Genomic DNA, 13,608 nt, shown 5'->3' on the forward strand with positions numbered 1-13,608 from the left:
CATTAGATGATTTCCGCCTTCCGGTCATCTGATTTCCAGATTTCCGGAAGTGCGATTTCATCGCACAAGAATATTCAAAAAAAGCCTGCTGAGGTAAATAGTGTGGATTTTTGGAACAAAATGTAGGTTATTTCATAATGAATGGTGCCAAATAAAGTGTTGTTACGAACTAACTAAAATTTTGTTGAGCAAACAGCGTTGCATTAATTCACGAGTAAAAAGCGTTTGATATTCGTATCATCATAATGTACATTTAAAACATCTTAAATGATTAATATAAATTGACAAAAATCAGAAAAATGCTATAATAAATTTGATGCTGAACATTAACAGCAGTTGGAGGGGGCCGTAGAGGGGTATGGTTTGGCAGCAGAGATAAAACAAAACGCCTGACTCATAACCCCCCGGCCGCGCCGGTTTTCGATTGTATGTGGCCAGACGCAGGCGGGACGGCCCGGTGAAAGGGAAGAGGAGATGGAGAGATGAGAGACGATCCGCAGGATTATATTCGCCGTGTGCGGGAAGAAGTGGCCGGGCGGCTGGATTTGACGAGAAATGTTTCAGACGATGAGATCCGTGAGGTGATTTTCCAGATCGTACAGAATGAATCCGCCGGGCAGAGGATGACGCTTTCTGAGAAAAAGCTGGCGATTGAGGGCGTATTTAACTCCATGCGCGGCCTGGATGTGCTGCAGCCTCTGGTGGATGATCCAAGCATTACGGAGATCATGATCAACGGGCCTCATCATGTGTTTGTGGAGCAGGACGGACGGCTTTACCAAAAAAAGGTGAGTTTTGAGACAAATGAAAGGCTGGAAAATGTCATTTTAAATATTGTTTCCAGGGTGAACCGGACCGTGAATGAGGCAAATCCAATCGTGGACGCCAGGCTTTTGGACGGCTCTCGTGTGAATGTGGTGCTTCCGCCCATTGCCCTGGACGGGCCGACGGTGACGATCCGCAAGTTCCCGGAAGATCCCATGACCATGGAACGCCTGATACGCTACGGTTCCCTGACGCCGGAGGCGGCGGAGGTTCTGGAGCGGATGGTGCGGGCAAAGTACAATATTTTCATCAGCGGCGGCACAGGCTCCGGAAAGACGACATTTCTCAATGCGCTTTCTAATTTTATTCCCAAGGATGAGCGCGTAATTACGATCGAGGATTCGGCGGAGCTCCAGATTAAGGGGGTTGCGAATCTGGTGCGCTTAGAGACGCGCAATGCCAATATGGAGGGAAAGGGCGAGGTGACGATACGGGATCTGATCAAATCGTCCCTGCGCATGCGCCCGGAGCGGATCGTGGTGGGAGAGGTCAGGGGGCCGGAAGCGCTGGATATGCTCCAGGCCATGAATACAGGCCATGACGGTTCGCTCTCGACCGGACACTCAAATTCCACAAAGGACATGCTGAGCCGCCTGGAAACTATGGTACTGTCCGGAAACAGTATCCCGATCGAGGCGATCCGGCAGCAGATTGCATCAGCGGTGGATATTATCATTCAGCTTACGAGGCTGCGCGACAAGTCGAGGCGTACCTTTGAGATCACAGAGGTTACAGGCTATGAAAACGGGCAGATCTGCCTGAATCCCCTGTACCGCTTTGTGGAGCAGGGCGAGGACGCGAATAGGCGTGTGATCGGAAATCTGGTGCGCACGGACCGCCCGATGGTGAATACGTTTAAATTCCGGATGGCAGGGCTGTCAGATCAAGTATAGAAAATAGATGGGCCGGAGCGGCGCTTCTGTATCCTAAATTATAGGAAAACAGGAACGCTGCTTTTTTTATGCGCAGATCCCCCGGAGCATGCTCTAAACATGCTCTTTGTGTTTGAAACGCACGCAGAGGAACTATGCTTCCCAAACAGACGAGAAGGCTGTATTCATCTGCTTCTGATTTATGAGGACAGGTGATGGATGGTTAAATATAAATAATCATTGAAGATAATTATAGTTGACAAAAATCGGGGAGATGTTATAATAAACGTAATATGAAGCGTTCCCATGGCAGAGGGAGGAATAAGAATGTTTGGGAAAAAGAAAACAGAGGCTGTTCTGCCCAGGGAGGACGGGCTTACGGATTATGATCAATATTTCATGGGAAAACGGGAACGGGCGCTCACAATTGTATTTGCCATGGCTGTGCTTGCGGCAATCGGATATGTATTTTATCACAGCCTGATTATGTGCGCGCTGCTGTCGCTGTTTGGGTTCCGGTTTCCGAAGATACGGACGGCGCAGATCATTGACAGGCGCAAACGGATGCTGACGCTTCAGTTCAAGGACATGCTGTACTCTCTTTCCTCGGCCCTGTCTGTGGGTAAGTCCGTGGAAACAGGGATCCGTGATTCACTTAAAGATCTGGCGGTGATTTATCCGGATCCGGAAACAGATATCATCGCAGAGCTGGAGTATATCCTGCGCGGGCTGGGGATGAACCGGACTGTGGAAGAAATGTTCGGCCAGTTTGCCGAGCGGGCCCATATCGAGGATATCGACAATTTTGTTGACGTATTTGTCACCTGCAAGCGCACGGGCGGGGATCTGATGGAAACCATGCGCTCCACCTCCAGCGCGATCGGGGAAAAGATCGAGACAAAGCAGGAGATAGAGACGATGATTTCCGGAAAAAAGTTTGAATTCCAGATCCTGATGGTGCTTCCGGTGGTGATGGTGGTGTTCTTTACCGCGACGTCCGGAGACTACATGGCCCCGGTTTTCACGGAATGGGCCGGACGGCTGGCTATGACAGTGGCAATCCTGTTTTTCGGGGCCGCTTATGTTGTAGGGTCAAAGATTATGAAGATCAGCGTGTAGGGGTGCGAAGGAAAGTGAGACGCTGATACAGGAACCTTCGTGCCGTATGGACGGCTTAAGCAGGGAGGAGGGCGTGACAGCGATGGCGCAGAGAGTAATTGCCGTTATCTGTTTTGCGGTGTTTGCGGGAAATTTCCTGCTTTGCTATTTCAAATCCAAGAACCGGTATGAAGAATACATGGAATACGTGGATAAAGAGGAATACGGGCTGAAGGATCTGATTCCCCTGGGGCTGTGGTTTCAGGAAATGCCCCTGCGCGAAAAGATTCTGCCCGCGGCGGCGCGGGCTTCGCAGGCCAAGTATAAGAATCAGGTATATCAGAAGCTTCTGGAGCTGCACGGAAGGAAGGACGCCCCGTTTTACGCCTATATCCACAGCGGATACCGGATGGCCGCGGCGCTCGCCGTGAGCGCGGGGGCGGCAACAGTGGGGCTGATCTTCACGATGCAGGGAGACGGGTCAAACGGCATGCTGCTCGACGCGGCTGCCGCTGCCGCCCTGCCCGGCGTCCCGTTTCTGGTGGACAAGAGCCTGGACGGGGAGATTGAAAAGAGGCGGCTGGCAATCCAGATGGAATTTCCGGAATTTATCAATAAGCTGACGCTGCTTGTAAATGCCGGGATGACGATCTCCAGGGCGTGGGAGAAGATTATCAATGAAAATAAGAGGGAGCATGTGCTGTATGAGGAGATGCGGTATGCAGTGGCCGAGATCCGGGCCGGCAAGGCGGAGGCGGCCGCGTATGAGGAATTTGCGAGACGCTGCCATGTGAAGGAGGTCACGAAGTTTGTTTCTGTGATTGTGATGAACCTGCGGCGCGGGGGCGCGGAGGTGACGCCTGTGCTCAGGGCGCAGGGGAATGAGTGCTGGGAGATGAGGAAGAATGCGGCGCGGCAGTTGGGGGAGCAGGCGAATAGTAAGCTGTTGATTCCGCTGATGATTATGTTTTTGGGGATTGTGTTGATTGTAGCTACGCCGGCGGTGCTGGGGATGACTGGGGGGATGTAGATGGGAGTATGAGGGAGATTATGGAAAACCCGGAACGAATTTTAGGGCGGTTTGTAATATTCGCGGAAGGAACGCCCCTCCCAATGGATCCGGTCAGAGCCGCGCTCTCGCTCAGTGAAAAGCGCAGCGGACGCTAAGCTCGAAAAGACCTCGCTAAGCGCCGGCGGTTTTCAATGGGCTCTGACCGGATCCATTGGGAGGGACTGGGGAGTGCGGATGGTAAGGGGAAAAGGTGAGTGAAAATTTCAGTGCGAATTATGAAAAATAAATAACGTTTAATGAATCAATTATTTCAAAACAATATATTTAATTGATTGGTTTTTCTGACTAAGGTGGAATGAGAGTAGCAGTGAGTTATTTTGGAGCTGTTAAAATATAAAAAAGAATGGAGGATGAGAATGATGGATATGTGGAAGCGGTTTTATGAAGAAGAGGATGGCATGGGAACCGTGGAGATTGTCATGATTATTGCGGCGTTGATGTGTATTGCGCTGATGTTCAGAAAGCAGGTGGTAGAATTTGCTAAAGGTATTATGGGTACAGTGTTTGGTACTGTGGTGGATGCTCCGTCTGCTGATGCTCCTTAAAAATTATTTTAAATTTTTTTCTGGGCAGGAAAATACTAATTATTAAGTGACAATAGCAGTTTTAAGGGACATCCCACAAAATGAAAGAATTATTTCATATAATGAAGAATAACAAAAAAGGCTATCTGACCATTGAGGCCGCCATCATTTTCCCGGCCGTCTTTTTCTCCCTTCTGCTGATATTATTCATGGGCATGGTGCTCTATCAGGAGGTAAACCTGCAGAGCCTGGCGGTTCGGGCATCCGAGAGGGGTTCTGTGGTGTATGCTTCCCGGGTATCGGATATGTCTTCCGGGGTGAAGACGCTGGAGGATTTTAAGGTGAGGGATCCCTACAGGAACCTGCCGTTTGTGGATGGCGGAAAGAAGGAGGAATATCGCTCCCTGGTCAACCGGTATGTCGCGGGGCGGCTGGGGCGTTATGATGTGGTCAGGGGCGATGTGAAGAACAGCGGGAATTATGTCACAGTGGATGACTATGTGCTTTCCAAAAAGATCCGCGTCAATATCAAGAGCGATTATAAGACGCCCGTGGATGGAATGTCAGAGATGCTTGGCGGGAGAAGGTTCCTGTCTGTGGATACCACAGCCGTTTCAGCGGTGGTGGATTCGCCGGATTTCGTCAGAAATGTGGATCTGGCGATCGATGTTTCTAAGGCAGTCGGGATTTTTGACAAGGTGGAAAAAGGATATAACGCAATCAAGGGAGCAATTGATAAGGTGCTTGGATGGTTGGAGTAGAAAAGATTTATCGTTACATATGTGAAATAATATATTAATATATGGCGATGAATTTAAATATTCAGATCATATGTTTTTAATTTCATGGCCAGCCGATCATGCAGCCATCGTCAGGTTCTGTATCCATAAGGAACCCGTAGAAAACCGCCGGCGCTTAGCGAGGTCTTTTCTAGCTTAGCATCCGCTGCGCTTTTCTCCGAGCGGGAGCGGGGTTCTGTTGGATATGGAACCTGACGATGGCGGCCCCTTCACGTTTTCCTGCGCCTCCCAACGCTCTTTCTTATCCTTCTGAAAAATACAGTCAAATGCAATCATACAACGGAGGACAGCCAATGAATTTCTTCAGGAAACGACGCGTCAAAGGCGCAGTTTCAATCTTCCTGGTCATCATCCTGATTCCGACCATGCTCCTGAGCGCCGTCCTGATCGACGGGGCGCGGATGCAGAGCGCGCGGGCGATGACGCAGGAGGCGGCGGATCTGGCGGCGGCGAGCGCGCTGGCCGCCTACAATGTGGATCTCAAAGAAACCTACGGCCTTTTTGCGATCGCGGACAAGGACGATGTAGAGTCAATCTACAAAGAAAGCCTGTCAGCCACGCTGATGGCTTCCGGAATCACAGATGACGCGGACTATGCGGATCGGATATGGGAGCTCCTAAAAAGCCAGGCAGGGCTTGGAAATCCCTATAAAGGCCAGAGTTTCTTAAACCTGTATGATTTTCAGGTGGACGAGGCGGCGGTAACGCCGATGTACAGCCTTGCAAACACGGCGGTTCTGGAAAATCAGATGGTGGAGTATGCCAAATACCGCGGCGTCTATATCGCGGCGGATCGCATGGAATTGATTTCAAAATTCAACGAGATGAAAAAACAGGCGCAGGAGAACGCCGAGGCGTCGGATGCCATTGAGGATCGGATGAAGGTGGATGAGAAGGATAAGGCGGAAGCAGAGATTGTGAAATTGAATGGGGAGCTTCAGACGCTGAACGCATTGATGGCAGGGATCGCTTCCAAAGAAAAGCAGGTTTTTGCATGCTTTGAAGCCCGTATGAAGGAGCTGCGGATCGAGGCGGCCGGCGCGGATGAAACCATGACAGGCGAGGAGCAGCGGCGGGCAAACGATTTGGACCGCATAAAGCGTGATTTTGCAAACGCGCTTCATGAGGCGGTGAAGCAGGCCAAAAACACCGCGAAACAGGCGGAAACGGCGAGGAAGGAGACAGAAAAAACGATCGATCGCCTGGAAGAGTTTGTGCAGAGAAACCGCGAAAAGAGCGGGAACGAAACGATACGGGAGCTTGTGGCGGATGCAGAGCAGGAGATTGCGGAATACAGGGATAAATATTTAGCGAATCTGAAACGGGCAGAGGAGGATCCGCTTTTGAATAAGCTTAAGGAAGACGGGAGCCTGAAAACAGATATGGAACGCCTGCTGCGCGATATAACAGAGGCCATTGAGGCATACCAGGAGGAGTTGGAAGCGATGGAGGAACAGGAGGATTCGGAAGGCGGCGGAGACGGGGAGAAAGCTGCGGGAGAGGATGAAGAAGAGGAAGAAATCGAATATTTCTATTATTTCCTGCTTTCATCGGCCTGCACCACGGACGCGCGGGATGTGCTGTACCAAAGAGGATCCGGTAAATACAGGTGGGAATGCGGCAGACGCCTCGAATATATGCAAAATGCGTTCCCTCCCGGTTCAGACGCCATGGTAAGCGGAAGAGAACATTTCCTGAGCCTGCGGGTTCCGCTTTTGGGAGAGGGAGAGGAAAAAACAAAGAGCGACACGTTCAAGCAAAAGGCAAAGGAGAACGATGGCGCGGATGCGGATAAAAGGATTTCAAACGAAAGCGTGAGCCGGGGAACCGTCCCGGGCGGTATCTATGATTCGCGCCCGTCGAAAACATTTAACGCGGCATCTGAGGCCGCCTCGTATGGCGGGCTTGTGGGCGGGGACGTCCAGGTAATTGAGAATGAGCCGCTGCCGGACGGCGCGTCGTATTACAGAGAAGGGAATTTAGACGGGGCCAGGTCAGCCATAAAAGGCGCTTCCTCCAGCCTCCTTTTGGATCTGGGAGAAATGGCGAGGGACGACGCATTGGTGTTGTCCTACCTATTCGGGACCTTTAAAACGCGCCTGACCGGCGATCCGAAGTTTACGTCCTCAGGCGGCGCAAGCGTCTATATGCCGAAATGGCGCATACGCGAGGGAGGGGAAACGGATATCCGCTTTCAGCCCAAGAAGGATCGGAAAACGGTCCTGCGGGGGGAGATCGAGTATCTTGTATACGGCCTGAATTCGGACAGGGGAAATGAGGACGCCGTGTATGCGACCATCATGGCGGAGCGCCTGGCCAACAACATGATAGCCCTTTACAGGAATGAAACAATCAAAGGCATCTGCAAAACAGCCTCCAGGGCGGCGGCTCTCGCAAGCGTCGTCGTGCCCTCCCCGGTCTGGTTCTGGATTTTCCTGACAGCCTGGGCCGTGGCGGAAACGTATATGGACATGCATTACCTGGTGCAGGAGGGGTACCGGATCCCGCTGTTTAAGGCAAAGGATAACCTGCTTCTGACGGATTTTGATATGTTCCTGAATGAAGAAGGGGCGGTTGGCAATTATGGCGATCCGGACGACGGGATCTTTGTCACCTACGAGGACTACCTGCTGATTCTCCTCCTCATCAAGGGAAGGACAAAACGCGTCATGCGGGCCGCGGATCTGATTGAGATGAACATGCGCCAGGGGCAGTCTGATTTCAGGATGTCAGAGGCATTTACCTGTTTAAGGGCGGGAACCAGCCTTTCCATCCGCTATCTCTTTGGCACCGCCGGGCCGTTTGGCGCGGAATACGGGAAAAACGGCCTGACCGGGAGGATGAGGTTTGAGAATACCATTTACCAGAGTTATTAAGGTTTTGATGAATCGCAAAAGGAGCCTGTAAAAGACGATGAAAACAAACGCCAGACAAGCGGAGCGCCGCGCCTTTCAAAAAGGCGTTCTCAGCATCGAGGCCAGCATTTCCTATTCAATATTCCTCATGATCATTGTCAGCCTCCTCTACATCATACGGATCGTGTACGCCTGGGGGCTGGTGCAGCACGCGGCGGCGCAGACGGCGAAGGAGCTGTCGATGTACACCTACCTCTATCAGGTGTCGGGCCTTGGGGAGATCGGGGAGGAGATAAGAGGCGCGACAGGGGGACGCACAGAGCAGTTTAATAAAGATGTGGGAAATGTCATTTCCATGTATGAGACGCTGCAGGGCGGAAGCCTCGATATCGGGACACAGCTTAATGAGGTGACGAAAAGCCCGGCCGAGATCCTCAAAAATATGGGCGCGGCCCTTCTGGGAAAGGCGTCCGGGGAGCTGAACCAGAAGGCGTTTGAGCTTCTGGCAAAGCCGATGATGGCAGGCTATATTGCCGTTGACGATGCGGCGGGATCCGCGGATGAGAGGCTGAAGGCGCTGCGGATCGTGGGAGGCTTAGACGGCCTTGATCTGTCGAGCTCCAGCTTTTTTGAGGACGGAACGACCATTGACCTGGTGGTGTGCTACACGATTGATCCCGTTATGCCCATTGACCTCCTGCCATCCATGCATGTGATGAGCCGGGCCTGCGTGCGGGGGATGGGCGGGAAGAACGCGTTTTCTTCCGGTTCGGGGCAGAAAAAGGCGGAAAGCGTCTGGGACATGGAGAATGATTTAAAACGGGGGGAGGCCATCCAGGAGCAGGAAGAGGTGAGGAACCTCCCCAAAGGCTTTAAGACCTTTTCCGCCTTTGACAGGGACAGCGGCAGGGCAACGGCGGAGCGGTCTGTGGATCTGCGGGAGGAGAGCTACAGGGATGAGAAAAACATCACAGGGACGATCCGTAAAAAATGCAATGACATGATCAATTACCGGGATCACACGTACGGCGGCGTGACGCTGAAAAGGGACGATATCCGGAGCATGGAGCTGATTCTTTATATCCCGGCCTCCACAAAGGATCGGGACATTGACCGGAGCGCCTTTGACGAGGCGGTGAGGAAGGTGAAAGAGGATTATCCGGATATCTCGATTGTGGTAAAGGAGCTGAAATGATGCTTTGCAGAAAAAGCTGTCACGAAATATTTTGTGCAAAATGCGCAGGATTTTTCGTGTTGGTTCCTGGTACAGCATTGCTGCAGCACACGCGGGAATCTGATCCGCGGCGGCTCTTTGAGAAAGGCATAAAACAGTATGGATACATGGAAATGGGCCGCGTTCGCGGCCTGCGGGTGCCTCGCGGCGATGCGGCTCTGGCTGGCCGGGAAGGCGTTTTTGGGGAAAACAACCTCGTTTTTTCCGTTGTTTTTGGAACGGCGGTTTTACGCGGCGCTCCTTTTAGGGACGGCGGCGGGGCTTGCGGCCGGGGGACTGGGAATTTCCGTCTATGCGCTGCGGTATGCGGATCTGGTGTTTTCCTATCTTATCCTGGCCGTTGTGGACGGAAAACGGAGGGAGGTGCCGGATGAGATTCTGCTCTGCCTCCTGTTCTCACAGATGCTGTATGGGGCGGCGGGAGCGCCGGCGTGGGAGCTTGGGCGCATCTTTACAGGGGGAGCGGTTTTCAGCGCCTGCCTTGCGGGGGCGGCCTTCCTTTCAGAGGGGCGGATTGGCTGGGGGGATGTGAAGCTTCTGGCCGTGACAGCGGTCACTGCGGGGTGGCCCTATACCGTGACGATTGCAGGGCTGGGCCTGTTTGCCTCCTTTTTCTACAGTCTGTGGCTGCTGCTTTTTAAGAAAACAGGGGGAAAGGAAGAATTTCCCTTTGTCCCGTTTCTGGCGGCGGGGATGCTGATGTATGCGGCTGCGCCAAAGCTTTGAGCCGGCAGCCGCCGGGACAGGTCTGCGCGCAGCCGCCGGGCGTACGGTTACGCGGCGGCTGCCAAGACGATTCCCGCCGCGCGCTTTTGGATCAAACAGATATACATATATGGAGGAACGGTATGAACAGGCATGTGCGGATTTCATATGAAAACAGAGGAAATATAAGCTATCTTACAGCCGGGTTTCCCGATGAGGGGGAGGTGATACGATACCGGCTGGAGATGCTGGCCTCCAACCGAATCAGCCATGTGCTCGCCACATCAAAGCGCATGAAGGACGGGGAACTCCTGGCGTACTACGATATTTCGTCTAAAATTGCCTTGGGCCAGGTGACGGGGCGCAGGAAGCTTAAGAGACAGGAGATGCGAAATCTCATCGACGGCCTTGTGAGAGCTGCCAGGGATGCGGGGGAATATCAGCTTCCCATCGATGGGTTTGTATTTGATCCGGACTTTATTTTCGTGGATCCGTCGGACTGCAGCCCGGAATTTCTGTATCTGCCCATACAGGGGGAGGATAAGGGGGCGCAGGAGTTTCTAAAGGATCTGATTTTACAGGGAAAACTCGAAATGGCCAGCGACAATTTTGTCCAGCGTCTTCTGGAAACGCTCAACCATCCGCTGTTTTCGGTGGATATGCTGGCGGAGTGTATCCGGGAGGAAGAGGGGCCGCGCGACTCCGAATGGAGGGAGAGCCCGGCTTCGGGAGGCGTGGCGGGCGCGTATCAGAAAACGGGAGACACAGCGGGCGCGTATCAGAGGCTGGGAAACACAGCAAACGCGTATCAGGGAGCGGGAGACGCGGCGGGTGTGTATCGGGACTGCGAAAGCGCGCCGGCCCCATACCAGGTTCCCGGGGGTATTGGCGGCGCATATCAGGAATCAATGGGAACGGGCCCTGTTTATCAGAACCTCGCTATGGGCGGCATGCCTGTTCCAGGCAAGCCTGTGAACAGTCGTCCGGATCCCGGCCCAAACGCCGGAGGCCGGCCGCATCCCGGGCCGTCCTGGCAGGAAACGCCCGCTTCATGTGAACCTCCACTTCCGGAGAAGGAAGGGGCGGGGCGGGCCGCCGGGAAACGGAGGAAGGGAACCAAAAAAGCGGAAGCGGCGAAGGAGGAGGCGGGCGGTGAATTCGACGCGGCAAAGGCGAGAAAGAAGTTCCTGCTCCCTCAGGCGGCGGTTATAGTCGCGCTGGCCGGGCTGGCTTCCTTTGGATTCTTTATGGATGCGGAGACCGGAAAGCCGGCGTTTTCGCCGATTCTGGCTGCGGTCATCCTAGTGGCAGTAACAGAGATTGTCTTATACCGGGAAGCGTATGTGAACGGGAAGAACAAAGATAAGGACAGGGAGTCAGGCGGGGAAAAACGAAAAAAGGGCGGGCAGAAGCCGGAAAAAGAGAGGATGAAGGGGAAAAAAGAGGCCCAAAGGCCGGAAATTCCCATGGCGGTTCAACCATCCGGCCGTGAGAACAGGGAATTCGGCGCGCCTTTGCCTTCCATCCACAGCGGGGCGCCCGCGCAGGGGCGTCCGCAGCCGCCTGCGCCTGTCCCGGCGGTAGTATATGCAGGCGGCAGCCAGGAGGAACACGGCGGGGAGACAGAGCTTTGGGATCCGTCGGAGGGCATCGCGGGGCCGTTTCTGGAATACTATGAAAACGGCATGCTGACGCGCGTGCCGCTCGACGGGCCCAGCACGCTGATCGGCCATCTGAGGGGAGAGGTGAATTTTGAGGTCATGAACCCCAAGGTGAGCAAGATCCATGCGGAGTTTATCAATGACGGGACGCATATTTCCGTAAAGGATTTAAACTCGAAAAACGGAACCTATATCAACGGGAGTGCGGAGCGGATCCGCAGCAATGTGCCTTATCCGCTCAGGAGCGGCGATCGGATCCGGCTGGCGGACAGCGAGTTTGTGCTGTCCATGCCTTAACGCGCGCTTCAGGCAGGGCGGGAGATATGGTATACAGATATGGCGGATGCTCGGAAACCGGGGATGTGAGGAACGAAAACCAGGATCATATTTTGTGCCGGGCCGGGAACATCGGCGGGATCCCATGCGGCCTGTTTCTGGTGGCGGACGGCATGGGGGGACTTCGGCACGGCGGCTGGGCAAGCGAATATACGGCGCGCTCTTTTGAGGCGTGGTGGCGCCGCGAGCTGCCGCCGATGATTCTGGCAGGGCGGGACAGCGACGAAGATTTGGAAGAGCTTCTGGAGCAGGAGATCTGGGAAATCAACCGCGCGGTTTACCGCTTCGGGCGGGAGAGGCAGATCCGGTGCGGAACGACGCTGTCTGTACTGCTGCTGGCAGGCAGCCGCGGCTTTATCCGGAACCTGGGCGACAGCCGTGTGTACCGTCAAAGAGATAACCGGATCCGCTGCCTGACGCAGGATCAATCCCTTGTGGCACAGCTTTTGCGGGAAGGGGCGATCACAGAGCAGGAGGCAAAAATATCCTCGAAGAAAAACGTCCTGACCATGTGCCTTGGCATGTATGAGGAAGCGCAGAGCTTTGGGGCAAAGGGGCGCGTCAGGAACGGGGACGTATTTTTGCTGTGCAGCGACGGGCTTTACAATCCGCTGGGAGAGGCGCGGATGGAAGAGCTGTTAGGGCTTGCGGGATACGGGGCGGAGCAGAAAGCGGCGCTTTTGCGCCGTCAAATCCCGCCCGGGAAAGCGCATGACAATGTATCGGCCGTAGTGGTGGAAGCGGCAGAGCGATAAGAGGAGAGGCGGGCGGCAAAGGCCGCGCTGTTTCCCTTCCCGGGAAGGCTCTGCCGGTAAGGAACCGCGGCGTCCCCGCATAAACGGGGATCGACAGGAAGGAGGGAAAACGCCGTATGAATCCTGATATGGCGGCAATGGAAACGCTGGGCCGCGCCGCCGCCGTCCTCATCGCGTGCTGCGGCGCGGCAACGGATGTAACCAGCCGCAAAATTTACAACAAGCTGACGTTTCCCTCCATGGCGGCGTCTCTGCTTCTTTATGCGGCCTTAAGCGGACCGGAAGGGTTTTTCTATTCGGCGGCGGGCCTTCTTACGGGCTTGACGTTTGGCATCCTCTGGCTGGCCGGGATGCTGAAGGCGGGCGATATCAAGCTGTATATGGCGATCGGGGCCGCGGCCGGCCGGCGCTTTGTCCTGGCCTGCGGATTGTATTCGATCCTGATCGGCGGCGCTGCGGCGTGTGCTGTGATGCTCTCCCGGAAAACGGGCCGGGCGGCAATTCGCAGCGTCATGCTCTATTTTTCCAGGCTCCTGTATACAAGGCGCTTTGAGATGTACCAGCCCGCCTCAGAAGACGGGTATTTCAGCTTCGGATGCTGTATCGCCGGGGGCGCATTTGCCGCGGTATGCAGCGGCGGGCGGCTCCTGTTTTAGCGCATTTTAAAGCATATTTATAAAGCGCGCTCCAAAGCGCCCCTTCCAAAGCCTCCCCGTCAGGCGCTCCCGGCGCCGTCCGTTTCCTGTAACAGTTCAGGTTGTCTGAACTGTTACCGTTTCCTCCCGTTCTCTCTTATAACTTCTCGGAATCTTCAGCCTTGATTTTATAAGGCTTTCAGACCCCTATCTCAAAAAAATCACCCACTTTTTTT

The 13,608-nt window shown here is 54.0% G+C and carries 11 protein-coding genes; all 11 read left to right on the top strand.

Annotation, left to right across the window (positions count from 1 at the left end; all coding sequences use genetic code 11):
- The first annotated feature begins 482 nt into the window (after nt 1-482).
- Nucleotides 483-1,718: a CpaF family protein gene (locus NFS31_RS25110; protein ID WP_251501351.1), complete on the top strand. Its 1,236-nt coding sequence runs from the start codon at nt 483-485 to the stop codon at nt 1,716-1,718.
- Between the two features lie 306 nt (nt 1,719-2,024).
- Complete coding sequence (locus NFS31_RS25115) at nt 2,025-2,816, top strand: type II secretion system F family protein (protein ID WP_251501353.1); 792 nt, start codon at nt 2,025-2,027, stop codon at nt 2,814-2,816.
- 46 nt (nt 2,817-2,862) lie between these two features.
- On the top strand, nt 2,863-3,825 hold the full coding sequence (locus NFS31_RS25120; RefSeq protein ID WP_251501355.1) for a type II secretion system F family protein: 963 nt from the start codon (nt 2,863-2,865) through the stop codon (nt 3,823-3,825).
- 398 nt (nt 3,826-4,223) lie between these two features.
- Complete coding sequence (locus NFS31_RS25125) at nt 4,224-4,412, top strand: Flp1 family type IVb pilin (RefSeq protein ID WP_251501357.1); 189 nt, start codon at nt 4,224-4,226, stop codon at nt 4,410-4,412.
- Nucleotides 4,413-4,492: 80 nt separating this feature from the next.
- Entirely contained in the window at nt 4,493-5,152 is a 660-nt protein-coding gene (locus tag NFS31_RS25130; protein WP_251501359.1) for a TadE family protein, read from the top strand.
- A 332-nt stretch (nt 5,153-5,484) separates the two neighbouring features.
- A complete protein-coding gene (locus NFS31_RS25135; protein ID WP_251501361.1) occupies nt 5,485-8,067 on the top strand; it encodes a DUF5702 domain-containing protein in 2,583 nt (860 codons plus the stop codon).
- Nucleotides 8,068-8,104: 37 nt separating this feature from the next.
- A complete protein-coding gene (locus tag NFS31_RS25140) occupies nt 8,105-9,241 on the top strand; it encodes an endonuclease toxin domain-containing protein (RefSeq protein ID WP_251501363.1) in 1,137 nt (378 codons plus the stop codon).
- Nucleotides 9,242-9,379: 138 nt separating this feature from the next.
- Nucleotides 9,380-10,006 (top strand): prepilin peptidase, encoded by a 627-nt coding sequence (locus NFS31_RS25145; RefSeq protein ID WP_251501365.1) that lies wholly within the window; start codon nt 9,380-9,382, stop codon nt 10,004-10,006.
- 122 nt (nt 10,007-10,128) lie between these two features.
- The gene (locus NFS31_RS25150) at nt 10,129-11,943 is read left to right on the top strand and encodes a DUF6382 domain-containing protein (RefSeq protein WP_251501368.1); all 1,815 of its coding nucleotides are present in this window, start codon (nt 10,129-10,131) and stop codon (nt 11,941-11,943) included.
- 26 nt (nt 11,944-11,969) lie between these two features.
- Nucleotides 11,970-12,737: a PP2C family protein-serine/threonine phosphatase gene (locus NFS31_RS25155; RefSeq protein WP_251501370.1), complete on the top strand. Its 768-nt coding sequence runs from the start codon at nt 11,970-11,972 to the stop codon at nt 12,735-12,737.
- 116 nt (nt 12,738-12,853) lie between these two features.
- Nucleotides 12,854-13,393 carry a prepilin peptidase gene (locus tag NFS31_RS25160; protein WP_251501372.1) on the top strand — a complete coding sequence of 180 codons (540 nt, stop codon included), beginning with the start codon at nt 12,854-12,856 and terminating at the stop codon, nt 13,391-13,393.
- Nucleotides 13,394-13,608: the final 215 nt, after the last annotated feature.

Origin of the sequence: Otoolea muris (genome assembly GCF_943193115.1) — a bacterium.
In the GTDB taxonomy this organism is placed as follows: Bacteria; Bacillota; Clostridia; order Lachnospirales; family Lachnospiraceae; genus Otoolea; species Otoolea muris.

Bases quoted from the DNA above. Each gene is read 5' to 3' on its own strand.
- NFS31_RS25135 (WP_251501361.1), top strand. From the start codon at position 5,485: ATGAATTTCTTCAGGAAACGACGCGTCAAAGGCGCAGTTTCAATCTTC.
- NFS31_RS25125 (WP_251501357.1), top strand. From the start codon at position 4,224: ATGATGGATATGTGGAAGCGGTTTTATGAAGAAGAGGATGGCATGGGA.
- NFS31_RS25115 (WP_251501353.1), top strand. From the start codon at position 2,025: ATGTTTGGGAAAAAGAAAACAGAGGCTGTTCTGCCCAGGGAGGACGGG.
- NFS31_RS25140 (WP_251501363.1), top strand. From the start codon at position 8,105: ATGAAAACAAACGCCAGACAAGCGGAGCGCCGCGCCTTTCAAAAAGGC.
- NFS31_RS25155 (WP_251501370.1), top strand. From the start codon at position 11,970: ATGGTATACAGATATGGCGGATGCTCGGAAACCGGGGATGTGAGGAAC.
- NFS31_RS25130 (WP_251501359.1), top strand. From the start codon at position 4,493: ATGAAAGAATTATTTCATATAATGAAGAATAACAAAAAAGGCTATCTG.
- NFS31_RS25110 (WP_251501351.1), top strand. From the start codon at position 483: ATGAGAGACGATCCGCAGGATTATATTCGCCGTGTGCGGGAAGAAGTG.
- NFS31_RS25145 (WP_251501365.1), top strand. From the start codon at position 9,380: ATGGATACATGGAAATGGGCCGCGTTCGCGGCCTGCGGGTGCCTCGCG.
- NFS31_RS25160 (WP_251501372.1), top strand. From the start codon at position 12,854: ATGAATCCTGATATGGCGGCAATGGAAACGCTGGGCCGCGCCGCCGCC.
- NFS31_RS25120 (WP_251501355.1), top strand. From the start codon at position 2,863: ATGGACGGCTTAAGCAGGGAGGAGGGCGTGACAGCGATGGCGCAGAGA.
- NFS31_RS25150 (WP_251501368.1), top strand. From the start codon at position 10,129: ATGAACAGGCATGTGCGGATTTCATATGAAAACAGAGGAAATATAAGC.